Source organism: Humibacillus xanthopallidus, from assembly GCF_006717145.1.
Lineage (GTDB): Bacteria > Actinomycetota > Actinomycetes > Actinomycetales > Dermatophilaceae > Humibacillus > Humibacillus xanthopallidus.
Window position 1 is genome coordinate 559,370 of the sequence record NZ_VFQF01000002.1, and the last position, 23,904, is coordinate 583,273.

The following is a 23,904-nucleotide window of genomic DNA, read 5'->3' on the forward strand; positions in this document are numbered from 1 at the left end:
GCCCGCGCGGCCGGAGCATGGTGTGCTCCCCCTCGGCCCGGCACTGGACGCATACCCTTGTGGGGCATGCCCAGACGGCTGGAGTCGGACGAGATCGGTCAGGCGGTGTCGACCCGGGCGTGCAGCCACGGCCGGTGGAGGTCGAAGCGGCGGCCGGTGATCTCGTCACCCTTGATCTCGACGACGATGTACTTCTCGGTGTCGACCCAGGGCCGCAGCGGCAGCTGGTCGATGATCCACGCGGCGGACCCCTCGAGGTGGTGGGCGCGACCGCGCACGACGACGCTGGTCGCGTGCTCGTCGACGACCTCGTCGACCTCGAAGGCGACGTCGGCGTTCATCGTGACACCGAGCAGCTTGCTGCCCTCGGCGGTCAGGAAGAAGAGCCGGTCGTCCTTGACGGCGTAGTTGATCGGCACGATGTGCACCTCGTCGGCGAGGTGGTAGCCGAGGCGGCCGAACTCGTGGCTGCGCAGGAACTCCCAGCACTCTTCAGGGTGGAGCTCGTGTACGGGGTTGGTGTCGTTGGAGGACATGGTGGCCGCCTTTCGCGATAGCTTCCCGTCGTGGTCGGGCGGGTCCGCCTGGCTACTACGAATGGTAGTGAGAATAGCCCGTTCGCGGCGGCCGGACTCGGGGAGTCTCCGGTCACACCCCGCGTGCGCTTGACTGTGGCCATGGACTTCTACAGCTCCTACGCCCAGGGCTTCGCCCGCGTCGCGGCCTGCACGCTGCCCGTGACTGTCGCCGACCCGGAGCGCAACGCCGACGCCGTCATCGCCCAGGTGCGCGAGCTGCACGAGGACGGCGTGGCGCTCGCGATCTTCCCCGAGCTGGGGCTGTCGGGGTATGCCATCGACGACCTCCTGCTCCAGGACCCCCTTCTCGACGCGGTCGACGACGCCATCGCGCGAGTCGCCGAGGCCACCGCCGGGTTGCGCCCCGTCGTCGTCGTCGGGGCACCGATCGAGCGCGGCTCGCGGCTCTACAACTGCGCTGTCGTCATCCACGACGGCGCCGTCATCGGCGTCGCACCGAAGTCCTACCTGCCGACGTACCGCGAGTTCTACGAGCGGCGCCACTTCGCGCCCGGCGACGACCAGCGCGGCCAGAGCATCGAGGTCGCCGGCGACCGGGTGCCCTTCGGCCCCGACCTGCTCTTCCGTGCCACCGACGTGCCCGGCTTCGTCGTGCACGTCGAGGTGTGCGAGGACATGTGGGTGCCGGTGCCGCCGAGCCACGAGGCGGCGCTCGCGGGCGCCACCGTCCTCGCCAACATCTCCGGCTCGCCCATCACCGTCGCCCGCGCCGAGGACCGCCACCTTCTCGCGCGCAGCGCATCGGCCCGCTGCCTCGCCGCCTACCTGTATGCCGCAGCAGGCGAGGGTGAGAGCTCGACCGACCTCTCGTGGGACGGCATGACGATGGTCTACGAGAACGGGGCGCTCCTCGCCGAGAGCGAACGCTTCCCGGAGGGGCCCCGCGCCTCGGTCACCGACATCGACCTCGACCTGCTGCGGCAGGAGCGCCAGCGGCAGGGCACCTTCGACGACAACCGGCGCACGCTGGCGGCTCGCGTGGGCGACTTCCGCCGGGTCGAGCTCGAGCTCGACCCGCCGACCGACGACATCGGCCTGCTGCGCAAGGTCGACCGCTTCCCGTTCGTCCCCGACGACGAGGCCCGGCTCGCCCTCGACTGCTACGAGGCCTACAACATCCAGGTCTCGGGGCTCGAGCAGCGGCTCAAGGCGATCGGCGCGCCGAAGATCGTCATCGGCGTCAGCGGCGGCCTCGACAGCACCCACGCGCTCATCGTGGCGGCCAAGGCGATGGACCGGCTGGACCGGCCCCGCAGCGACATCCTCGCCTTCACGATGCCCGGCTTCGCGACGAGCGACCACACCAAGGGCAACGCGATCGCGCTCATGGAGTCGCTCGACGTGACGTGGGAGGAGCTCGACATCCGCCCCGCGGCGACCCAGATGCTCGAGGCGATGGGCCACCCGTTCGGGCGCGGCGAGGAGGTCTACGACGTGACCTTCGAGAACGTCCAGGCCGGGCTGCGCACCGACTACCTCTTCCGCATCGCCAACCAGCGCGGCGGCATCGTGCTCGGCACGGGCGACCTGTCGGAGCTCGCGCTCGGCTGGTGCACCTACGGCGTCGGCGACCAGATGAGCCACTACGGCGTCAATGCCGGTGTGCCGAAGACCCTCATGCAGCACCTCATCCGCTGGGTCGTCGCGTCGGCGCAGTTCGAGGACCACGTCGGCGAGACGCTCATCTCCATCCTCGACACCGAGATCACACCCGAGCTCGTGCCGGCCAAGGAGGGCGAGAAGCCCCAGAGCACGCAGGCGAAGATCGGGCCCTACTCGCTGCAGGACTTCACGCTCTTCCACGTGCTGCGCCGCGGCTACCGGCCCTCGAAGATCGCCTTCCTCGCCTGGCACGCCTGGCGCGACAGCGAGGCGGGGGACTGGCCCGCGGGCTACCCCGAGTCGGAGCGGACGGCATACGACCTCGCGACGATCCGGCACTGGCTGGAGGTCTTCGTGCGGCGCTACTTCAGCAACCAGTTCAAGCGCTCCGCGTTGCCCAACGGGCCCAAGGTCGTCGCGGGCGGCTCGCTCTCGCCGCGCGGCGACTGGCGTATGCCGTCCGATGCAGCGGGTGCCACATGGCTCGACGAGCTCGACGCCAACGTCCCCGAGGCCTGAGAGGCAAGGACCAGGTCATGGCAGACAAGCTCGAGGTCCGCGACTACGTCGACGAGGACTGGCCGCAGGTGTGGCCGCTCATCGAGGAGGTCGTGCGGGCCGGCGACACGTTCCCCTATCCGACCGACCTCACCGAGGCCGAGGCGCGACCGCTCTGGCTCGAGAACGGCCCCGGTGGGCGCACGACGGTCGCGACGGAAGGGCCGCTCGTGCTCGGCACGGCGAAGATGGGGCGCAACCGGCCGGGCCCGGGGTCGCACGTCGCGACGGCGAGCTACATGTTTGCGGCCGGGGCGCGCGGCCGTGGTGTCGGGCGCGCCCTCGTCGTCGAGTCGCTCGACTGGGCACGCGAGTCCGGTTATGCCGCAATGCAGTTCAACGCCGTCGTCGCCACGAACACCGGCGCCGTGAAGCTCTACGAGAGCCTCGGCTTCACCGTCGTGGGCACGGTCCCGCGCGCCCACGAGCTGCCCACGGGCGAGCGCGTCGGCCTACGGATCATGCACATCGACCTCTGACCCAAAACCAATCGAGAGAGCACTCCGTCGCCCAACGACAATCGAAAGAGCAGTTCGTCGGGCTCGGCCGCGAGCGGCCTCCCCCGACGAACTGCTCTTTCGATTGTGAGGCGGCGCGGGCGCCCGACCGTGAGGGCCCGGGTCTGCCGACGAACTGCTCTTTCGATTGGGTTTCCTGACTTGTGAGTGGGTCAGGCGGTGAGGACGACCTTGAGGGCCCGGGTCTGCGCCGCGTCGGCGAAGGTGTCGTAGGCCTCCAGGAAGTCGGCCATCGCGAAGCGGTGCGTCACGAAGCGGGCCAGGTCGATCTGGTGGGTCGCGAGCAGCCGGAGCAGGGTCGGCGTCGAGTAGGTGTCGACGAGGCCCGTCGTGATCGTGACGTTCTTGATCCAGAGATCCTCCAGGTGCAGGGTGGCCGGGCCGCCGTGGACGCCGACGTTGGCGACCGTCCCGCCCGGCCGGACGAGCGTGGTGCACTGCTCGAACGTCGGAGCCACGCCGACAGCCTCGATGGCGACGTCGGCGCCGAGACCCTCGGTGAGGCCCTGGACGATTGCCACGGCGTCCTCGCGGGCGGGATTCACTGTGATGTCGGCCCCGAACTGCTTGGCCGCCTCGAGTCGGGCATCGGCCAGGTCGATGGCCACGACGTGCGCCGGACTGAAGAGCTTGGCACCCATGATGGCGGAGAGCCCGACCGGGCCGGCGCCCACCACCGCTACGACGTCACCGGGGCGGACCCGGCCGTTCAGCACACCGACCTCGTAGCCCGTGGGCCCGATGTCGGCGAGCATGAGTACTTCCTCATCAGTCACACCTGCTGGGACGGCATACGTCGACGTGTCCGCGAAGGGGACCCGCACGTACTCCGCCTGTGTTCCGTCGATCTTGTGCCCGAGGATCCACCCGCCCCCGCCGATGCACTGGCCGTAGCTGCCGTCGCGGCAGTAGCGGCAGGCACCGCACGCAGTGATGCAGGAGACGAGCACGCGATCGCCGACCTTGACGTTCTTGACGCCCGAACCGACGTTCTCCACGGTCCCGACCGCCTCGTGGCCGAGGATGCGCCCATCGGTGACGGCAGCGACATCGCCCTTGAGGATGTGCAGGTCGGTGCCGCAGATGGTCACGGTGTCGACCTTGACGATGGCGTCGGTGTCGTCCTCGATCATGGGCTTCGGCACCTCCTCCCAGGCCTTCTGGCCGGGGCCGTGGTAGACGATCGCGTGCATGATGGATCCGTTGGAGGCCACGTCGATCAGCTGATCTCGACGTGCGTCGTCTTGGCCTCGCCGGCCTTGGGCATCGTCACGAGGAGCACGCCGTCGGCGAGCGACGCGGTCACGGACAGCTCGTCGACGGGGACCGGGAGGATCGCCTCGTAGGTGAAGCTGCCGGACGTCCGGGTCGTGTGACGCAGGGTCCCGCTGTCCTCCTTCTCGGTCGTCTTCGTGCCGCGCACGCTGAGGCGCCGGCCGGAGAAGTCGATCGTGATGTCCTTCTTGTCGACGCCGGGCAGGTCGAGCTCGAGCGTGAAGGCCTCGTCGGTCTCGCGCAGCTCGCCGCCGGGAGCGAAGTCGCTGGCGGCCATGGCCGGCGACCACATCTGCTCCATGAGGTCCTGCATCCGCGTGGCCCACGGGGCAAGGTCTGCCCACGGTGACAGCTCGACCCAGTGGGAGCGGTCCCGGCGTTCGGTGGCCTTGCCGGGGGTGTTGATGGTCATGGTGAAGCTCCTCCTCGTTGAGACGTGCCGCGACTCCTCAGCGGCACAGCACCAGTGCACGCCCCGCCACTGCGGCCAAACAGGGCCATTGGTCCCTGCCCTGCGAGATCGGGTCGCGGCATCGTGGTCTCATGGCGGACTTGGCACTTCAGCGCAGCGTCGGCGAGCGACGCCCCATCGAGCACGTCCCGGCGCGTCCGCCGCTCATCGGCGACTACGGGCACCAGCGGCGGACGTTCTCGTGGGAGCGGGCGAGGCACTGGCTCGACATCGACGGCGCCGGACGGCTCAACATGGCCCACGAGGCGGTCGACCGGCACGCCGTCGGTCCGCTCGCCGATGCCGTCGCCATCCGCTTCCTGCAGAAGTCCGGGCCCTCCTTCGAGCTGACCTATGCGGAGCTCAAGCACCAGAGCGACCTCACCGCCGTCGCGCTGCGCCGGCTGGGCGTGCTGCCGCACGATGTCGTGTGCACGCTGCTGCCACGTTCTCCGGAGCTCTACCTCACCGTGCTCGGCACGCTCAAGGTCGGCGGCGTCTTCTGCCCGCTCTTCCCTGCCTTCGGCCCCGAGCCGGTGCGCGAGCGTCTCACGCTCGGCCGCGCCCGGGTGCTCGTCACCGACACCCTGTCCTACACCCGCAAGGTGGCGCCGCACCGGGCCGAGCTGCCCGACCTCGAGCACGTCATCATCACCGACTCCGACGAGCGGGGGTGCCCCGCGGGCACGATGCCGTGGTCACGCCTACTCATGGGCGGGGCTGCGATGTACCACCCGAGGGAGAACGTCGTGGCCCCGACGTGGCCGTCGGACCCGGCCCTGCTCCACTTCACGAGCGGCACGACGGGCAAGCCGAAAGGTGCCGTGCACGTGCACGAGGCGATCCTCGCCCACCACGTCACGTCCGAGTTCGCGCTCGACCTGCGACCGGGCGACGTCTACTGGTGCACGGCCGACCCCGGCTGGGTCACGGGCACGTCCTATGGCATCCTCGGCCCTCTGAGCTGCGGGGTCACCGTCGTCACCGACTCGGCCGACTTCGACGCGCGGCGGTGGTACCGGATCCTCCAGGACGAGCGCGTCACCGTCTTCTACACCGCCCCGACGGCGCTCCGGATGCTCATGCGGGCGGGCGCCGACCTCGCCCACGAGTACTCGTTCCCTGCGCTGCGGCACGTCGTCAGCGTGGGTGAGCCGCTCAACCCCGAGGCCGTCGTGTGGGGCCTCGAGGCCTTCGGGATGCCCGTGCACGACACGTGGTGGCAGACGGAGACCGGCGCCATCATGGTGAGCAACTTCCCCGGTATGCCGGTGCGCCCGGGCTCGATGGGACGCCCGGTCCCGGGGGTCGACGTCGCGGTGCTCGCCCAGGGCGCCGACGGCCGGGCCGCCGTCGTCGACGGGCGCGTGCAGGTGCTGACCGGGGCCGACGAGGTCGGCGAGCTCGCGCTTCGGCCCGGCTGGCCCTCGATGTTCCGGGCCTACCTCGACGACCCCGACCGCTATGCCAGGGCCTTCGCGGACGGGTGGTACCTCAGCGGCGACCTCGCCCGCATCGACGCCGACGGCTACGTGTGGTTCATCGGGCGCGCCGACGACGTCATCAAGTCGGCCGGGCACCTCATCGGCCCCTTCGAGGTCGAGAGCGCCCTCATGGAGCACCCCGCCGTCGCCGAGGTGGGGGTCATCGGAAAGCCGGATCCGCTCGCGGGCGAGATCGTCAAGGCGTTCGTCACCCTGAAGGTCGGCCACGAGCCGACACCGGCGCTGGCCCGCGAGCTCATCGCCTTCGGCCGGCACCGGCTCGGGTCGGTCGCGCCGCGCGAGATCGCCTTCGACCAGGCACTCCCGCACACCCGCAGCGGCAAGGTCATGCGCCGGCTCCTCAAGGCCCGCGAGCTCGGCCTGCCCGAGGGTGACCTGTCGACGGTCGAGACGCCGTCGCCCGAGCCGGTGGGCAGTGGCGTGCACGAGGGGCCGTCATGACACGCGAGCTGTTCCTCGAGCTCTTCACCGGGCTCCTGCGCGAGATGATCCGGATCCGGCGCTTCGAGGAGAAGTGCGTCGAGCTCTACAGCGCGACGAAGATCCGCGGCTTCCTCCACCTGTGCATCGGCGAGGAGGCCGTCGCGGTGGGCGTCGTCGGCGCCCTGTCCGAGGACGACGCCGTGGTCTCGACCTACCGCGAGCACGGCCACGCCCTCGCCCGAGGCGTGCCGATGCCGTCGATCATGGCCGAGATGTTCGGCAAGGCGACCGGGTGCAGCGGTGGGCGTGGTGGGTCGATGCACCTCTTCGACGCGAGCCGTCGCTTCTACGGGGGCAACGCGATCGTCGCCGGCGGGATGCCCGTCGCGGTCGGGCTGGCGCTGGCCGACCACCTGAGCGACGACCGTGCGGTCACGGTGTGCCTCTTCGGCGACGGCGCCTTCGCCGAGGGCGAGTTCCACGAGAGCGCCAACCTCGCGGCCCTGTGGAACCTGCCGGTGCTCTTCTGCTGCGAGAACAACCGCTACGCGATGGGCACGGCACTGGCGCGGGAGCACGCGTCCACCGACCTCGCGATGCGGGCGGCGGCATACGGGATGGTGGCGTGGACGGTCGACGGCATGGACGTCATCGCCGTGCGCGAGGCGACGGACCGCGCGCTCGAGTACGTCCGCGACAGCGGCAAGCCGTGCTTCCTCGAGCTGCGCACCTACCGCTTCCGCGCGCACTCGATGTATGACCCGGACCGCTACCGCGACAAGTCCGAGATCGCGACGTGGAAGAAGTCCGACCCGATCCCGGCGCTCGAGGCGAAGCTCGTCAGTGACGGGCTGATGACTCCGGCCGAGGTCGAGCGCTGGCGCGCCGGGGTGGAGGCCGAGGTGGACGCGGAGATCGCGGCGGCGGTGGAGTCGGCGGACGCCGCGCCGCTCGAGCCGGTCGAGGACCTGCTGCGACACGTGACGACGGAGGCCGCGGATGGTGTGGCGTTGCTGGCGGGTGGGAGGTCGACATGAGCAGGCGGAGCACGATGACGGTGGCGAAGGACGCTGCGGTGGAGGCCGTGACCGCCCCGGAGGTGTCACGGGAGGCGTCACGGGAGGCGTCACCGGAGGAGGCTCCGGCGACGGTGACGACGACCTATCGAGAAGCGCTCCGCGAGGCCCATCGGGAAGTCCTGGCACGGGACCCCCGGGTCTTCCTGATGGGCGAGGACGTCGGGCGCTACGGCGGGTCGTTCGCCGTGAGCCTCGGCCTGCTCGAGGAGTTCGGCGAGGAGCGGATCCGCGACACGCCGCTCTCGGAGTCCGCCTTCACCGGCGCCGGCATCGGGGCGGCCCTGCGCGGGCTGCGGCCGATCGTCGAGATCATGACGGTCAACTTCAGCCTGCTGGCTCTCGACCAGATCATGAACAACGCCGCGACCCTGCGGCACATGTCCGGCGGCCAGCTGTCGGTGCCGATGGTCATCCGCATGACGACGGGCGCCGGCCGCCAGCTGGCCGCGCAGCACTCCCACAGCCTCGAGGGGTGGTATGCGTCGATCCCCGGCATCCGTGTCATCGCGCCCGCGACGCTGGAGGACGCCCGCGGGATGCTCGGGCCGGCGGTCGAAGACCCCGACCCCGTCGTCCTCTTCGAGCACGGCTCGCTCTACAACCTCTCGGGAACGCTCCCGGTGGATCCCGTCCGCGTCGACATCGAGAGCGCAGCCGTCAGGCGTGCTGGCACCGACATCACCTTCATCGCGTATGCCGGTGGGCTGGGCAAGGCGCTCGCAGCCGCGGATCTCCTTGCAGCCGAGAGCATCTCGGCCGAGGTGATCGACCTGCGGGTGCTGCGACCGCTCGACGACGCCACCATCATGGCCTCGGTCACGCGGACCCACCGGGTCGTCATCGTCGACGAGGCTTGGCGCACAGGGAGTCTCGCCGCCGAGATCTCCGCGCGCATCGTCGAGCAGGCGTTCTTCGAACTCGACGCTCCGATCGAAAGGGTCTGTGCCGCAGAGGTTCCCGTGCCGTATGCGCACCACCTCGAGGAGGCTGCCCTCCCGCAGGCCGAGGACATCGCCGCCGCGGCGAGACGGGCGGTGGGCGCGCATGGGTGAGTTCCGGATGCCGTCGCTCGGCGCCGACATGGAGCAGGGGGTTCTCATCGAGTGGCTCGTCAAGGTCGGTGACTCAGTGAAGCGCGGTGACGTCGTCGCCGTCGTCGAGACGCCGAAGTCGACGGTCGAGGTCGAGTGCTTCGAGACGGGCACGGTCACCCGGTTGCTCGCCGAGGAGGGGCAGACGGTGCCGGTGGGGGAGGCGCTGGCGCTGCTCGGCTCTGCCAGCGAGGTGGAGCCGACAATGCCTGTGAGAGTGGAGGTTCCGGTTGCCGTGTCGGCAACGGTGCCTGCCGCTGCGGCGGTCGGAGTGCCGTCGCCCGCACCCCTGGGGTCGACCTCGCGGCCTCCGCTGTCGCCGGTGCTGCGCCACCTGGCTCGTGAGCTCGGCGTCGACCCGAGGACGCTGCACGGGAGCGGCCGGGACGGTGCCCTCACCCGTCACGACGTCGAGCAGGCCGCAGCGGCGGTCTCGACTCCTGCCGTCGCGGCCGCCACTGTGACCGCAGCGGCCCCGGCGACCGCGGCGGCCCCGTCGACCCGGCCGGCGGCCCCGTCGACCCGCCCGGCGGCGACGGGCGGGGCGCACCCCGGGTCACGGCACCGGGTGCGGATCTCGCCGCTCGCCCGCCGGCTCGCCGCCGAGGAGGGCGTCGACCTGGCGGTGCTGCAGGGCTCGGGACCGGACGGGAGCATCCGGGCGGCGGACGTGCACCGGGCCACACGGCATACGGAATCGGAGCAGCCCAGCCCCCCGCGCGCCACCCCCCGGGTCGATGTGAAGCCGGAGGCCACGTCGGTGGCGCCATCACCTCCACCGATGAGCGACATGCGGCGCAGCATCGCGGCGCTGATGACGGTCTCCAACCAGGAGATCCCGCACTACCACCTGAGCCTGACGATCGACCTCTGGCGCAGCATCCAGTGGATGAAGGAGCGCAACCGCGAGCTGGAGATGTCGGAGCGCCTCGTGCCGGCCGCGCTGCTCCTCGTCGCGACGGCGCGGGCAGCACGTGCGGTGCCGGAGCTCAACGGGCACTGGATCGAGGGAGCGTTCCGGCCGGCCGCCGACATCGACCTCGGCCTCATCCTGTCGCTGCGCAGCGGGGGCCTGCTCGTGCCGGCGATCGGCGGCGCCGACCGGCTGACCGTCGAGGAGATGATGGCCCGCATCAAGGTGCTGACGCGGCGCGCCCGCAGCGGACGACTGCGCGGGTCGGACCTCGTGCCCCCCAGCATCACCGTCTCCAACCTCGGCGACCAGGGTGTCGACAGCGTGCTCGGCGTGATCTATCCGCCGCAGGTGGGGCTGGTCGGCTTCGGAGCGCCGGCGGAGCGGCCGTGGGCCGTCGACGGGATGCTCGGCGTGCGCCCCCTCGTCACCGTGACGCTCGCGGGGGACCACCGAGCAACCGACGGCGCGACGGGGTCGCGCCTGCTCAAGACCATCGACCGCCTGCTGCAGGCACCTGAGGAGCTGTGACGACGATGACGACGACACCGAGCCAGGGCGGCAGCCAGACCGCCCCGACCGCCCAGACCGCACAAGGCAGCCCGAGGGAGCTGCTCGAGACCACCCTGCGCGAGATCGTGCCGGACGCGAGCCTCGACGGCGTCAGCGGCGATGCCGACCTGCGTGAGACGTTCGAGCTCGACTCACTCGACTTCGTCGAGCTCGTGGAGCGGCTCGGCAAGCGCGCCGGCTTCCGCATCGAGGACGACGACGCCGACCAGCTGCGCACGATCAACACGGCGACAGCGTTCCTGTCACGGGGGATGCGACGCACCGGCTGACCTCACGGCCACGGGTCCTGCCCGGCAGGCTCCCGTGACCCTGCGGCGTCTCACATCTGGGCCTTGAGCACGTCGACCTCACACCCCGGTGAGGTGGGGTCGAAGCCGTGCTCGACGAGCCAGCGGACGGCCGTCAGGCACCGAAGCGACCAGTGGGCGCGAATGACGTCGACATCGACGTCATCCGCGCCGTAGCCGACAACGACGTCGTCGAGGTGCTCCCGGTGTCCCAGCGTCAGGATGGCGAGGTCGAACATGGCATCGCCGCGGCCCGCCTCGGACCAGTCGAGCACTCCGGTGACCTCGTCCCCGTCCACGAAGATGTGACAGACCTGCAGGTCGCCGTGCATGAAGACCGGCTTCGACGGTCGAAGTGCCCGCTCGGCGAGTTGGCGGTTGCGCCTGACGAGGTCGGCAGGCAGGACGTCGTTCGCCAGGAGCCACGCGCACTGCGCGTCGGGTCGCGAGGCCCTCTCGGCGAGGGAGGTGCTGGTCCACGGCGGCAGCGGCGCGTCGTGCAGCTCTCGTGCAGCGGCGCCCGCCGCACTCCACGCGGCGGGTGATGCGCTGGACGCCTGGCCGAGGCGACCAAGCGCAACCCCGGGGAGAGCTGCCAGCGCCAGCACGGGCGGTTTGCGCCAGAGGACCTGCGGGGTCGGGATCGGCGCGATGGCCATGGCCTCGACCTCGACGTCGGTGCGCCCCTGGTCAGCGTCGATCTTGAGGAACACGTCGCCGATCCGGACCGTCGCGCGCTCCTGGTGCGCCACCACGACCTCGACCTCATCGCCGACTGCGTTCATGTCGGCCAGTGTCGCGGACGGTCCACCCGGTGCCCAGCGGTTTGTCGCAGGGGCTGCTCCAGCGAGCTTTCGAGGTGGTGTCCAGTCAAGTCCCAGTTTCGTCGAGATTGTCGGAAGTGCCTGCAGCGCAAGGACTCTGGTGCGACGATGAAGGGATGGACGGCGCCGCCCGCACGGGGTGAAGCCGTCACGGGATCGACACCACATCCGTTACCGATCGGGGGCATGGATGGGTTGCTCAGGGTCATGATGCACGGCATGCGGAGCTCCGTGAGGGGCCCGTGTGAGGTTCCCACTGACCGCCCCACGTCCGGGCGGCACCGTCACCCACGCCTGCAGTCGCTGCGGCGCTGACACCAACGGTCCGGCCGGCTCACGGCCGGACATTCGGCATCGCGTCTCCCTGCATGCCGGTCGAGGCGCGTGCCCTCACCGAGGAGAATGACTGTCCCATGTCCGAATTCGATGTTGCAGCGGACCTGAACCTGGCCGCCAGCGCCCTTCGCGGGCTGGTCGACGATGAGGACCGCTTCCGCGCCTGGTACGACGCCTTCCTCGCAGGCGACGCCGACTCCTACCGACGGATCCTCGCCAAGGCCTCCGCCCTGGAGCACGAGGATCTCCTGTGTGGCTGGCTCTGCAGCAAGGAGTGCGTGCGACTCTGCTGGCGGCTGTGTGGACCGCCCCGACTCGACCGCATCCCCGAGCCGCGCGAGTTCGCCGAGGTCATCGTCAAGCTGACGAGCGACGAGGAGCTCCTGGAACGCCTCGTGCAGCCCGTGCTCGAGCTGGACCCACGGGCCTGGCAGTCGCTCGTCCAGGAGCTCGAGCTGAGGCCGTTCTGCCACCTCATCTGCCACTGGGTCTGTCGCGTCTACTGCCGCCTGCGGTGCGAACGTCTCGATGACAATGACGGCGTGCTCTCGCGGCACCTCGTGGACGAGCTCGCCGGTGCAGGCCGCGCCATCGCGGCGCTGGTCGCGGACGAGGCCGGCTTCGCCGAGGTGAGCAAGGCAGCTCTCGCCGGCCGTTGCGAGCTGGTGAAGGGCGTGTTCGACCGGCTCGGGCTGGCGGACCGGTGCCGGTGGATCTGCGAGTTCTTCTGCTCGTGGAGGTGCGTCCGCGTCTGCATCACGTTGTGCCGCCCCTTCCAGGTCACGGAGATGGATCTCTCGCTCACCGAGGCCCACGAGTTCGGGCAGGCCATCAGCCGGTTGTCCGAGCAGCCCGAGGCGCTCGCCGCGGTCGCCGACGCCGTCGAGCGCGAAGACGTCGAGCGGTTCGCCTCGCTCGTCAAGGAGCTCGGGCTGGAGCGCTTCTGCGTGCAGCTGTGTCACTGGGTCTGCTCATGGCACTGCACGCTCCTCTGCCGGTGTGTCTGCACTCCGGTCCTGCAGCCATGGTTCACCCACGTCGGTCACTTCGACATCTACGCCGACATCGACGCCGGCACCGGACTGACGAACAAGGGACTGTCCTTCACCGGGCTGTACTTCAACGGTGGCCCGGGGTTTGCCTTCCAGGACTGCCTCGAGCTCCGCGGCTACTGCCCGGCGTCCTCGCCGATCGACGGCACCGCGATGCGGTACCGGTTCGTCCTCGCCGGAACCTCGACGCCGATCACCGGGAGCAGGGTCTGCCAGGTCGACGCAGGCTCGCGGATCGTCTCGTGGCCGCAGAACCTGTCAGGCGTTGCTGGCGCGGCCAACGTGTCCACCTTCCAGACGATCGCCATCGCGGGCGCCCCCACGGCGGAGAAGGCGCCGCCCGCTCCGGGCGACCCGTGGTACGGACCTGACGTCCACACCCTGGTGCCGGACCCCGACGGCTGGGTGGTCGTCGACCCGGCCTCGATCGCGGGCGGCTTCACGACGCTCATGGGGTTCGACACCACCGACGACGTCACCGGAGGCATGCCGACGAGCGCCAACCCGGCCGGCCAGACCGCCTCGCCGGCACCGTCCGGCCAGGACCTCGGGATCGTCTTCGAGGCGACGAGGGTCGCCGGCCCGACGAGCCCGCCGGACCACTCCAACACGCTGGCCCGGGTGCACATCAACAACTGGAGGGAGCTCAACCTCCTCGACATCCAGCAGTTCCACGGGCCGGGCGCCGGGGCGTGCAGTCCCATCACCTCGGCCCTGGACGTCGACTACACCGCCGACCACGAGCTGATGGCCGCATGGTCCGTCACCATCACCAGCGCTTCGCCCTCGGGCCCCGGGACCGTTGCGGGAGGCACCGTGCCTCGAGGGGGATTCGGGACCGATCACGAGAACACGACCGGGTGGCAGCCCTGCTCCTACACCGCCTCGCTCTCGACCCGAGCGGCCCTGACGACCGGGCTCATCGACAACCAGGGCTACACGACGTCCAAGACGTTCTGCACCACCGGTCGGGGCTGATCTCTCGGCACGGCCTGATGCAGGAGAGGACGGCGAGGCGCGACGCGTCCGCCGTCTTTTCCTGCATCGCGCCGGTCACGGCAGCGGCGTCAGGTCACTGCGCGAGAATCCTGGCCTTCGCGCTCTCGAACTCGGCATCCGTGAGGATCCCGGCCGTGCGGAGCTCTCCGAGTCTGGCGAACTGGTTGATCATGTCGTCGGCTGACAGCGCTGGAGGAGCCGGAGGCGCCGGAGCTGCAGGGGCGACGGCGACAGGGGTCGGGGCGTCCTGGACGGCGGGGAGCGCTGCTGCCGCAGCCGCATCCTGTGCTGCCCAGCGCTCGCTCTGGCGTCGTTGCACCCTGCCGTGCACGCTGCTGGCGACGGCGACCTTGGCTGCGGTCTTCAACAGGCCCATGGAAACTCCTTGTTCGTGGTGACGCGAGGTGGAACGGCCGCGTAGGGATGTCTCTTCAGCTGTCCCGGTCGTCGTGGTCGAGCGCCTGCTCGAGGTCGTCGACGGCGACAGGTCCCTCGGCCACGAGCCGGGCGCCGCGCGAGCCCCACGCCCTCAGAACCGGCTCGAGGGTGAGGTCCTCGTAGACCAGGACGGCCAGGACGCTGTCCTCGGCGAGACCGTGAGCCACGAAGTCGAGGTCGTCGGCGTCGAGCAGGCCGGCGTCGGCGCCCCGGAAGGCTGACAGGTCAACGTCCAGCCCCAGCGACTCGGGGGAGACCGTGACGAGGGAGCCGTCGGCCCCGCGCCGCACGAACTCGAGGTCGATCACGAGGACCAGCCCGCTGTCGACGAGCTCGAGGAGCCGGTTGAAGCCGTCCTCGCCCACGTCGCCCCGGGGGAACTCGACGGCGATGTACGACACCGGCCCGAGGTGGTCTGACAGGTCAGGGGTCTGGGACGCCTCAGTGCTCACGAGTGGACTATGGCACGGGCGTCTGGGAACACGCACGAGGTGACCAGACAACGCGCGGTCTCAGCAGATCCGTCCCCGACGGCGATCACGACGACGGGTGCTCGTCCGGCAGGTCAGGGCCGGGGTCACGGGCGACGATGTGCTCCTCGTCGTCGACGTGCGGAGGTCGGCCGGCCGAGACGGGGGTGGCGGGCGCCGGTGCTGCCTCCTGCGCCGGAAGGTCCATGAGGCCGTGCACGCGGCGGGCCTCGCGCACCCCCTGCGAGATGCTGTGCCACAGGTGGTCCTCACCGAGCTCGGGGATCAGGCCCGAGCGACGCAGCGCCTGTCGGACCGGCCACATGACGCGGACGAGGAAGAGGTCGACCTCCCGCTGGGCGAGCGCGGCCCGGAGGTCGGCGAGGGCATCCGCGCTCGTCGTGTCCATCTGGTTGGTCGCCTCGAGGTCGAGGACCAGCGCGCGCGTCCCGGGGGTGGAGTCGACGAGCGCGAGGACGCCGTCGTTGGCCGGCGAGGCCGTCACCCAGAAGAGCGGCACGTCGAGGCGCAGCACCATGACCCCGGGGAAGGTCGAGCGCTCAGGGTGGTTGCGGGTGCTTCCCCACGCGGCCTTCTCGTGGGGCACCTTGCCCATGATCTCGACGTCGACCCGGGTGGAGCGGAACACGAGTCCGATCACCGAGGCGGCCACGGCTAGGAGCAGGCCGTTGAGGGGTCCGAAGGCCAGCACTCCGACGGCCGCGATGCCGGCGGCGACGATGTCGTTGCGGCGCACCCGGCTGTAGCGGGCGAGGGCGCCGAAGTCCATGAGCTTCCACACCGCGTTGACGACGATCGCGCTGAGCACAGCCCGGGGGAGCACCGAGAGCGCCGGGGCGATGGCGACGATGACGACGACGGCCAGCGCCGCCGCTGCCAGGCCGGTCACCTGCGTGCGCCCGCGCGCGTCGCTGACGGCCGCCGTCTTGGACAGGCTCCCGGCGACACCGAGCCCGCCGAAGAGCCCGGACGCGACGTTGGCGGCGCCGGATGCGAGCAGCTCCTGGTCGGCGTCGATCCGGTAGGCCCCCTTGGCTGCGAAGAGGCGTGCCGCGCTGAGGCCCTCGGCCAGCCCCACGAGCGCCAGTGCCGCGCCGGCGCTGAGCAGCCCCGCCACGTCGGCAGGGTCGACCGCCGGTATGCCGGGTGCAGCGAGCCCGCGCGGGACGGGCCCGACGACCTCGACCCCCTTCGCCTGCAGGTCCAGCGCCGCCGACGCGGCGAGGCCCCCGACGAGGACGAGCAGGCCCCAGGGGAACTTCGGCAGGACCCGTTGGCCGCCGAACAGCATCACGAGCGCGACCGCCGACACCGCGGCGGTCGTGAGGTCGGCCTCGCCCCGAGTGACGCTCGAGCCGAGGGCGCCGACCCGCTCGATGACGCGTCCTGCCGGTGTGGGCACCCCGACGAGGTGCGGCACCTCGTTGAGGATGACGAGGCTGGTCAGCCCGAGCACGAAGCCGGTGACGATGGGCTTGGACAGGAACTCGGCCATCCATCCGATCCCGACGAAGCCTGCAGCGATGAGCACCAGCCCGGAGCCGAGCGCCAGTGCGGCTGTGTACGAGGCGGCCTGCGCTGTGCCGGCGACCCCGAAGCTGGCGAGGAACGACCCGGACAGCACCGAGACGGTCGAGACCGGACCCACGACGAGCTGCCGGGACGAGCCGAACACGGCATACGCGACGAGTGCCACCGGCAACGCATACAGCCCGACCTCCACCGGGGCGCCGGCGATCGACGCGTAGCCGAGGGCCTGTGGGACGGCGAGCGCCGCAACCACCGCGCCCGCGACGAGGTCGCCCCGCAGCCATGCGAACCGGTAGCGGGGCAGCCAGTCGACGATCGGGACCCGGCGCCACCGGCCCGTCCCGAGTGCCGTCGCGCGCGACGTCGCGTCCCCGCTCACCTGTGCCACCTCGTTCCGCCACCCGTGGCGCAAACGCTAGCGGAGCCGATCCGCATCGCTGGGCTCAATGAGGACATGCGGGCGCCAGGCCTCACGGCGCGGTCATGCAGGATGGGGCGATTCGGGGCAGTGCATCCGATGTTCTGCGAATGCGGTCAAAGCGGTGTGGAACGGCGCTAACGTTTTCAGGTTGGAGAGTGACGCCCGAGAGGGGGAGCCGTGAGCAAGTTCTGGCTGCGAGTCCTGGCAGTGGTGGTGGCGCCGATGGCGGGAGCGTTGACCTTCGCCCCTGTCGGAACGGCGACGACGCTGACCAATCCCAAGGTCGAACACGTGCTGTTGCTCAGCCTCGACGGGTTCCACGACGTCGATCTCACGAACTACGTCGCCGCGCATCCCTCGTCCGCGCTGGCGACGGTGCTGGATCGAGGACGTCGGTACTCGAACGCCTCTGCGCAGACCCCGTCCGACTCGTTCCCCGGCACCCTCGCGATGACAACGGGCGGGTCACCCACGTCGACAGGCGTCTACTACGACGTCTCCTGGGACAACAACCTCTCGCCGGCGGGCTCGGACTGCAGCACTCGAGGGGCGCTGGTCCCGTTCAACCAGACGATCAACTTCAACGCCAGCTCCGGGGACAGCGTGGCTGACATCAACCCGGCCAAGCTGCCGCGCGACCCCGACCACGGGTGCGCTGTCGTCTACCCCCACCAGTTTCTCAAGGTCAACACGATCTACGAGGTGGCGCACGCGGCCGGCCTGCGCACGGCGGTGGCCGACAAGCACCCGAGCTACGAGATCCTGTCGGGTCCCTCCGGCACGGGCATCGACGACTTCTACGGCCCCGAGTTCAACGCGGCCAAGGCCGACATCGCGAAGATCATGGTGAACGACGAGCTCAAGGTCACTGCGGTTCTCAACGAGATCGACGGCTTCACCCACGACCGGTCCTCGGCCGTCGGCGTGCCCGCCATCTTCGGCATGAACTTCCAGGCACCGAACATCGGGCAGAAGTTCTCCGGCTACGTCGACGCGGCTGGAACGACCCCCGAGCGGGTCACCACGCTCGGGCCGCTCACCGGCAGTGCCCCCGGCCTGGCGCAGGCGCTCGACTACGTCGACGGCGCGATCGGCCGGATGCTGACGCGCATCGATGCCAACGGCCTGACCGGCGAGACGATGATCATCCTGACCGCGAAGCACGCCAACAGCCCGGTCGACCGCTCGACCGTGCACTGGGTGGATCCGACCGTCTTCGCGCCGCTCATCAACAGCGTCCAGCCCGGGCTGACCGCTCAGGTGACAGCGGACACGATGGCGCTCATCTGGCTCAAGGACCGCAGCCGCGCGGCTGACGTGGCGGCGGTGCTCGAGGCGAACGCAGCGACAGTCGGAGCCGGCACGGTCACGAGCGGTGCTGCGGTCGCTGGGCTCTTCGGCGGGCAGCTGGGCGGGAACGCGAGCCGGATCCCCGACATCGTCGTACAGCCGACGACCGGTGTCGTCTATGCCGCGACGAACGCCAAGTGGGTCGACCACGGCAGCAGCAGTGCCGAGGACACCCACGTCCCGCTCGTCATCGTGGAGCCGGGCCGACAGGGCGGCAGAACGCTCACCTGCCCCGTCTCGTTGCGGCAGGTCGCGCCCACCATCCTCCGCGCCCTCGGACTCAAGGAGAGCCTGCTCGACGCGGTTCGTCTGGAAGGGACCGAGCGGCTGACCAACGGCGACGAGTGCTGAAGGCCACCGACGGCGTCAGCTCGTGATGTCCTTGCCCGCGAACCGGGCCCAGGCGAGCAGCCCGAACACGACGGCATACCCCAGATCGACCCGAAGGCCCTGGGCCACGTTGTCCCAGAAGGGTGGGTCGCGCAGCAGGTCACCGAACGCCATCCACTGGTCGACGAGGAGCCAGGGGTGCAGCCACGAGATCTGAGGCACCGAGTCGGCGATCCAGGAGAGGATCGTGAAGATCATGAGTGCCACGGTGGCTGCGAGTGGTTGCTCCGTGAGCGTCGAGATGAAGAGCCCGACGGCGCCGAGGGCCGCCAGGCCTGCGGCGATGTAGAGGCTGACGAGCACCACCCGCCAGACTGCCGCGCCGAAGGAGATCTCACTGCCCGAGAGCGTCGGCATCGGTCCGGTGCCGAAGAGCGCGATCCCCGCGACGGCGCCGGCGACGACCACGACGGCGACGCCCCACACGGCGCCGATGACGAGGGAGGCGTACTTCGTGACGAGCAGTCGGGTCCGCCCGACCGGCACGGTCAGCAGGTAGCGAAGCGTCCCGAGGTTCGCCTCCCCGGCGACCGAGTCACCGGCGAGCATCGCGATGGCGAGGGGAAGGAACAGCCCGAGCTCGACGCTGAGTGCCGCGAGCGGAACGAAGAGCCCGTTCGACGTGATCGAGGAGAGGAAGTCCGGCCCGCGCCCCTCACGGGGCGACGAGATCCGCACCGCGACGGCGATGAGGACCGGCACGGCGGCGAGGACGAGCAGGCCCATCTGGTTGCGCCTGCGGCCGGCGATCAGCCGCAGCTCGGATCGCAGCAGGCGCGTCGACAGCCGCCGCCTCAGGGGGGCCGGGCCGGCGACCGGCGAGCGCTCGGAGGCTTCTGTGACGACCGGCTCAGCCGCTGACATCGAAACCCTCCCCGGTGAGCGAGACGAACAGGTCCTCGAGGCTGGGACGGGTCACGGTGAACTCCTTGACGCCGACGCCACCCTCGACGAGCGCGGCGACGATCGCCTCGGGTGCGAGGCCGTCCGGCGTGCCGCGCACGCCGCCGGGCACGGCCTGGACCTCGCTCAGCCCGAGCTCGGTCAGCACCCGGGCCGCCGCCTCGGGCTGTCCGGTGAGCACCCGGGCCGAAGGGGCCGCGCCTCCACGGACCTCGGAGCTCGAGCCCTGGGCGACGAGCCGGCCGTCGCTCATGACGCCGAGGTGGGTGCACATCTGCTCGACCTCGGACAGCAGGTGGCTCGACACGAAGACCGTCGTCCCGTCCGAGGCGAGCGACGCGACGAGGTGACGGACCTCCCGGGTTCCTTGTGGGTCAAGGCCGTTCGTGGGCTCGTCGAGGACGAGCAGCTCGCGCGGCATGAGGAGGGCGGCCGCGATGGCCAGCCGCTGCCGCATACCCAGGGAGTAGGCGCGATAGCGCTTGCCTGCTGTCGCCAGCAGGCCGACCCGGTCGAGCGCGGCGTCGATCCGCTGACGTGCGGTGCGCGGGTCGGCCGTGAGGTCGGCCGCGTCGAGCCGCTGGAGGTTGGCCCGGCCGGACAGGTAGGGGTGGAAGGCGGGACCCTCGACCAGAGACCCGACGCGAGGCAGCACCTGTTGGGCACCCTGCGGAATCGCTTGCCCCAGTAGGCTGCTCGTTCCAGCGGACGGACGAACGAGGCCGAGCAGCATACGAATCGTCGTCGTCTTGCCTGAGCCGTTCGGCCCCAGGAAGCCGTAGACGGAGCCTCGCGGCACGACGAGATCGAGGTCGTCCACCGCCGCCCGCGCGCCGAAACGCTTCGTCAGCCCCTGGGTCACGATCGCGAGATCGCTCCCGGGGGCTGACGTGCCTGGTGCTTCGAGCGTTTGGGTCACTTCGCTGCCAGGGCGCTGAACAGCTGGCTCGTGGGGACTGCTCCGAGGGCCACCCGGCCGTCGTTCGTCAGAACGACCGAGAACAGGCTGCCCTCGAGGACGTGCCCGCTGCCCCACGCGCCCGAGGTGGTCGGAAGCGCCTTGAGAATGCCGTTCAGCTGGGCCGTGCTGTCAGCCGCGGACCCACCGGAGCCCTTCGGCGCTGTCGGCACGGCGAACGGGGCCACGACGACCGTGCTCCACCCGGAGCCGACGACCTTCGGTGCACCCTGACCCGTCGTGGGCGCGCTGGGCGTGGGCGCGTTCGCGCTCGTGCCGCCCTTGCCTGCGAGCAGGTGGTCGGACTGGGTGACCGTGGTGCCGGCGGGCGGCGTGAACGAGAACTGACGAGCGTCGGGCTTCGCGAAGTCGACGGCCGTGAAGCCCACCTCGAACGCCGGGTTGGTCCGCTTCGTCGAGTAGACCTGGACTCGCAGCGGGACGTGGACCTGGCTGTCGATCGCGATCCGGACGGACCCCACCAGGGTGGCCTTGTCCTTCGGCGTGAGGATGAGCTCGTAGGCCGACCGGCCCGCCACCGAGGCCGCGCCCGACGTCGTGACCGTGGTGTCCTGGCCCATGAGGGCAAGGGCTGCAGCCGCCGCCTCGTCGGGCGTGCGGGGGGCGCCGGAGGGCAGCGTGCTCGGGACGCCGCTCGGCAGCCCGCCCGCCAGCCCGCTCGGCAGACCCTTGCCGGCCGAGCCGGCACGCACCTGGTCGGTGCTCAACGTGTGGTGCACTGCGGACTTGTCCGCGCTGGACCACAGCCACACGTCGCTGCCGTTGTGGATGACGTCGGACTCGCCGTTGCTGCCGATCAGGGCGAGCCGCTGACGTGTGGGACCGTCGAGCCAGACCCGCCAGGTGTGCGTGCCGGAGATGAGGGAGGTCATCGAGCTGCTTGCCGAGCCGGGTCGTCCCGACATCGACAGGCCCGGGATCTCGGGCAGGCCGAGGTCAGAGGTCTGCACCACGGTTCCCGACAGGCTGGAGACGTTCGCCGACCGGACGTCCGCCAGCAGCTGGGCCGCGGTTCGGGGCGGTAGCCCGCTGTCGGCGTTGGCCGTCTGGTTGACGGTCAGGGCCGTCGCGCCGATGACACCGAGGGCCGCGAGGGGGAGGGTCCAGCGAGCCCTGGGGTGGTCGATGAAGAAGCTCATGACCCCATCGTGCGCCTCGTCTGCTGAGAACCCACTGAGACCGTGCGCCCGCGAGGAACGGCGCGCGGCTGCCACCCCGTGGCATCGTGGCGGTGTGCGGGTGCTGCTGGTGGAGGACGAAGCCCGGATGGCTGCGGCCATCGTCCGCGGGCTGACGGCCGAGGGTTTCGTGGTCGACCACGTCGCGGACGGGCAGGCGGGGCTGGAGGCGGCACGGTTCGGCGCATACGACGTCGTCGTCCTCGACATCATGCTGCCGCGGATGTCCGGCTACACCGTCGTCAAAACGCTTCGGGCAGAGCAGGTCTGGGTGCCGGTGCTGCTCCTCACCGCGAAGGACGGGGAGTACGACGAGGCCGACGGCCTCGACTACGGCGCGGACGACTATCTCACCAAACCCTTCTCCTTCGTCGTCCTCGTGGCCCGCCTGCGGGCCCTGCTGCGTCGCGACCCCGCGCCGCGACCCGCGATCCTCGAGGCGGGCGCAGTGACGCTCGACCCGGCGACGCACCGGGTCGAGGTCGACGGGTCGGAGGTGTCCCTCGCCCCCCGGGAGCTCCTCCTTCTCGAGCACCTCATCCGCGCGCATCCCGCGGCAGTCCGCAAGGACGACCTCCTCGAGAAGGTGTGGGGAGACCTCGACGATGCCAACGTGGTCGAGGTCTACATCGGATACCTGCGTCGCAAGCTGGGCAGGGCGCGCATCGAGACCGTTCGCGGCGTCGGCTACCGGATGACGCCGTGACCGACGCGCCACGCCTCCCGTCGGTCAGACGCCGTGTCGCGAGGCTGAGCATCCGGGCCCGGCTGATGCTCATCGGGCTCGCGGGTGTCGCCGGTGCGCTCCTCATCGGAGGTGTCTCGCTCTACGCGGTGCTCACCACCTCGTTGGGGCGTTCCGTCGAGGGCAGCGCTCGCGCCAGTGCCGAGCAGGTGGCTCTGCTCGTCGACGCGGGGCGGGTGCCCGACCCGGTCCCGGTCTCCGGGGCGCAGGTCGTGCAGGTGCTCGATGCCCAGGGACGGGTGGTGGCGGGGTCCGTGACGGCCGACCGGATGACCTCGCTCGTCACGCCGGACGAGCTGCGACGCGCGCTCGCCGGGGAGCAGGTCGTCGTCTCGGGCAACCGATCCGGGCTGTCCGGCCGGCTGCAGGTCGCGGCGGTCCCGGCGGGGGCGGCCGTCTCTTCGGGACGCCAGTTCGCGGTGGTCGCTGCGGCGCCCACCGGAGACATCGAGCAGAGCGCCCGCACCCTTCGCACGCTGTTGCTGTGGATCTTCCCGCTGCTTCTCGCCGTCCTCGCGGCCATCGCGTGGCGCGTCATCGGAGCTGCCCTCGCTCCTGTCGAGGCGCTCCGTCGAGGAGCCGAGCGCATCGACGAGTCCTCCTCGGAGACCGATCGCCTCCCCGTGCCGCCGACGCGTGACGAGGTCAGCGCGCTTGCGACGACCCTCAACGCGATGCTCGACCGGATCACGGTCGCGCGGCGCAGGCAGCGCGCCTTCGTCGCCGACGCGGCCCACGAGCTGCGCAGCCCGCTAGCCAGCATGCGCACCCAGCTCGAGGTGGCCCAGCGCCTGGGTGAGGGTGGCGACCTGCCGGCCGAGCTGCTCGCCGACGTGGACCGGCTGAGCACGCTGGTGGACGACCTTCTCATCCTGGCGCGTGCCGGTGACGCCGCCGCGACGCGCCGGTCCTCCGAGGTCGACGTCACCGCGCTCCTCGCCGACGTCGCCGGCCGCTACGCCTCCGCCCGCGTCCCGGTCGGCACCGCGCCCGGTCTCGCGGGCCGTCGACTGCTGTCGCGGGCAGTGCCGGACGACCTGGTCCGGGCGTTGACGAATCTCGTCGACAACGCCGTGCGGCACGCTCGCACCCGCGTCGTCCTCGACGCCACCTCCGTGGGCCACCAGGTGGAGGTCACCGTGACTGACGACGGCCACGGCATCTCCGCCGGCGATCGCGAGCGTGTCTTCGACCGGTTCACCAGGCTCGACGAGGCCCGTGACCGAGACAGTGGCGGCAGCGGCCTCGGGCTGCCGATCACCCGGGCACTGCTGCTCCGCAGCGGGGGTGACGTGCACCTCGAGGATGCTTCTCCGGGCGTGCGAGCCGTGGTTCGCCTCCCGACCAATCCGTGAATCCGCTTGGCGCGTAGAGGCTTCCGTATGCCGCGAGGC

21 protein-coding genes are annotated in these 23,904 nt (G+C 70.8%); 11 read left to right on the top strand and 10 right to left on the bottom strand.

Annotated elements, in window-relative coordinates; genetic code table 11:
- Window positions 1-98: 98 nt before the first annotated feature.
- Window positions 99-536 (bottom strand): pyridoxamine 5'-phosphate oxidase family protein, encoded by a 438-nt coding sequence (locus FHX52_RS13410; RefSeq protein WP_141822795.1) that lies wholly within the window; start codon window positions 534-536, stop codon window positions 99-101.
- Window positions 537-677: 141 nt separating this feature from the next.
- On the opposite strand from FHX52_RS13410, the gene FHX52_RS13415 reads away from it, so the two are divergent.
- The gene (locus FHX52_RS13415) at window positions 678-2,720 is read left to right on the top strand and encodes an NAD(+) synthase (RefSeq protein ID WP_141822797.1); all 2,043 of its coding nucleotides are present in this window, start codon (window positions 678-680) and stop codon (window positions 2,718-2,720) included.
- Between the two features lie 17 nt (window positions 2,721-2,737).
- The gene (locus FHX52_RS13420) at window positions 2,738-3,238 is read left to right on the top strand and encodes a GNAT family N-acetyltransferase (protein WP_141822799.1); all 501 of its coding nucleotides are present in this window, start codon (window positions 2,738-2,740) and stop codon (window positions 3,236-3,238) included.
- Window positions 3,239-3,429: 191 nt separating this feature from the next.
- Here FHX52_RS13420 and FHX52_RS13425 read toward each other — a convergent pair whose 3' ends face one another.
- Both FHX52_RS13425 and FHX52_RS13430 read right to left on the bottom strand, forming a co-directional pair.
- Window positions 3,430-4,470: a zinc-dependent alcohol dehydrogenase family protein gene (locus tag FHX52_RS13425; protein ID WP_141822801.1), complete on the bottom strand. Its 1,041-nt coding sequence runs from the start codon at window positions 4,468-4,470 to the stop codon at window positions 3,430-3,432.
- A 26-nt stretch (window positions 4,471-4,496) separates the two neighbouring features.
- Complete coding sequence (locus tag FHX52_RS13430) at window positions 4,497-4,964, bottom strand: Hsp20/alpha crystallin family protein (RefSeq protein WP_141822803.1); 468 nt, start codon at window positions 4,962-4,964, stop codon at window positions 4,497-4,499.
- 131 nt (window positions 4,965-5,095) lie between these two features.
- On the opposite strand from FHX52_RS13430, the gene acsA reads away from it, so the two are divergent.
- The 5 genes from acsA to FHX52_RS13455 all read left to right on the top strand — a co-directional run bounded on the left by acsA (window position 5,096) and on the right by FHX52_RS13455 (window position 10,856).
- The gene (acsA, locus tag FHX52_RS13435) at window positions 5,096-6,949 is read left to right on the top strand and encodes an acetate--CoA ligase (RefSeq protein ID WP_141822805.1); all 1,854 of its coding nucleotides are present in this window, start codon (window positions 5,096-5,098) and stop codon (window positions 6,947-6,949) included.
- Window positions 6,946-7,968, top strand: coding sequence for a pyruvate dehydrogenase (acetyl-transferring) E1 component subunit alpha (gene pdhA, locus FHX52_RS13440; RefSeq protein ID WP_221630599.1), 1,023 nt, complete (start codon window positions 6,946-6,948; stop codon window positions 7,966-7,968). The genes acsA and pdhA overlap by 4 nt, the downstream gene beginning before the upstream one ends.
- A gap of 113 nt (window positions 7,969-8,081) precedes the next feature.
- On the top strand, window positions 8,082-9,062 hold the full coding sequence (locus tag FHX52_RS13445; protein WP_221630645.1) for an alpha-ketoacid dehydrogenase subunit beta: 981 nt from the start codon (window positions 8,082-8,084) through the stop codon (window positions 9,060-9,062).
- A complete protein-coding gene (locus tag FHX52_RS13450; protein ID WP_141822807.1) occupies window positions 9,055-10,545 on the top strand; it encodes a 2-oxo acid dehydrogenase subunit E2 in 1,491 nt (496 codons plus the stop codon). Before FHX52_RS13445 ends, FHX52_RS13450 begins: the two co-directional genes overlap by 8 nt.
- Window positions 10,546-10,550: 5 nt before the next feature.
- Window positions 10,551-10,856, top strand: coding sequence for an acyl carrier protein (locus FHX52_RS13455; protein WP_141822809.1), 306 nt, complete (start codon window positions 10,551-10,553; stop codon window positions 10,854-10,856).
- 50 nt (window positions 10,857-10,906) lie between these two features.
- Here the strand turns inward: FHX52_RS13455 and FHX52_RS13460 are convergent, their stop codons facing one another.
- Window positions 10,907-11,659 (bottom strand): phosphotransferase family protein, encoded by a 753-nt coding sequence (locus tag FHX52_RS13460; protein WP_141822811.1) that lies wholly within the window; start codon window positions 11,657-11,659, stop codon window positions 10,907-10,909.
- A 452-nt stretch (window positions 11,660-12,111) separates the two neighbouring features.
- Between FHX52_RS13460 and FHX52_RS13465 the strand changes: the two genes are divergently transcribed.
- Window positions 12,112-14,064, top strand: coding sequence for a hypothetical protein (locus FHX52_RS13465; protein WP_141822813.1), 1,953 nt, complete (start codon window positions 12,112-12,114; stop codon window positions 14,062-14,064).
- Window positions 14,065-14,158: 94 nt separating this feature from the next.
- Here the strand turns inward: FHX52_RS13465 and FHX52_RS13470 are convergent, their stop codons facing one another.
- The 3 genes from FHX52_RS13470 to FHX52_RS13480 form a co-directional block, all read right to left on the bottom strand.
- Window positions 14,159-14,461 carry an SHOCT domain-containing protein gene (locus tag FHX52_RS13470; RefSeq protein WP_141822815.1) on the bottom strand — a complete coding sequence of 101 codons (303 nt, stop codon included), beginning with the start codon at window positions 14,459-14,461 and terminating at the stop codon, window positions 14,159-14,161.
- Between the two features lie 55 nt (window positions 14,462-14,516).
- Window positions 14,517-14,975, bottom strand: a complete 459-nt coding sequence (locus tag FHX52_RS13475; RefSeq protein WP_221630600.1) for a DUF6325 family protein — start codon at window positions 14,973-14,975, stop codon at window positions 14,517-14,519.
- A gap of 85 nt (window positions 14,976-15,060) precedes the next feature.
- A complete protein-coding gene (locus FHX52_RS13480) occupies window positions 15,061-16,923 on the bottom strand; it encodes a SulP family inorganic anion transporter (protein WP_185747275.1) in 1,863 nt (620 codons plus the stop codon).
- A gap of 219 nt (window positions 16,924-17,142) precedes the next feature.
- Between FHX52_RS13480 and FHX52_RS13485 the strand changes: the two genes are divergently transcribed.
- Window positions 17,143-18,666: an alkaline phosphatase family protein gene (locus tag FHX52_RS13485; protein ID WP_141822819.1), complete on the top strand. Its 1,524-nt coding sequence runs from the start codon at window positions 17,143-17,145 to the stop codon at window positions 18,664-18,666.
- 15 nt (window positions 18,667-18,681) lie between these two features.
- Here FHX52_RS13485 and FHX52_RS13490 read toward each other — a convergent pair whose 3' ends face one another.
- Genes FHX52_RS13490 through FHX52_RS13500 form a run of 3 tightly spaced genes read right to left on the bottom strand, consistent with a single transcriptional unit; the run spans window position 18,682 to window position 21,726 of the window.
- Window positions 18,682-19,569 (bottom strand): ABC transporter permease, encoded by an 888-nt coding sequence (locus tag FHX52_RS13490; protein ID WP_141822821.1) that lies wholly within the window; start codon window positions 19,567-19,569, stop codon window positions 18,682-18,684.
- The gene (locus FHX52_RS13495; protein WP_425460110.1) at window positions 19,556-20,470 is read right to left on the bottom strand and encodes an ABC transporter ATP-binding protein; all 915 of its coding nucleotides are present in this window, start codon (window positions 20,468-20,470) and stop codon (window positions 19,556-19,558) included. Before FHX52_RS13495 ends, FHX52_RS13490 begins: the two co-directional genes overlap by 14 nt.
- A gap of 53 nt (window positions 20,471-20,523) precedes the next feature.
- Window positions 20,524-21,726: a LolA family protein gene (locus FHX52_RS13500; RefSeq protein ID WP_141822825.1), complete on the bottom strand. Its 1,203-nt coding sequence runs from the start codon at window positions 21,724-21,726 to the stop codon at window positions 20,524-20,526.
- Between the two features lie 94 nt (window positions 21,727-21,820).
- Between FHX52_RS13500 and FHX52_RS13505 the strand changes: the two genes are divergently transcribed.
- Window positions 21,821-22,471 carry a response regulator transcription factor gene (locus FHX52_RS13505; RefSeq protein WP_141822827.1) on the top strand — a complete coding sequence of 217 codons (651 nt, stop codon included), beginning with the start codon at window positions 21,821-21,823 and terminating at the stop codon, window positions 22,469-22,471.
- Entirely contained in the window at window positions 22,468-23,865 is a 1,398-nt protein-coding gene (locus FHX52_RS13510; RefSeq protein ID WP_221630601.1) for a sensor histidine kinase, read from the top strand. Before FHX52_RS13505 ends, FHX52_RS13510 begins: the two co-directional genes overlap by 4 nt.
- Window positions 23,866-23,904 lie beyond the last annotated feature (39 nt).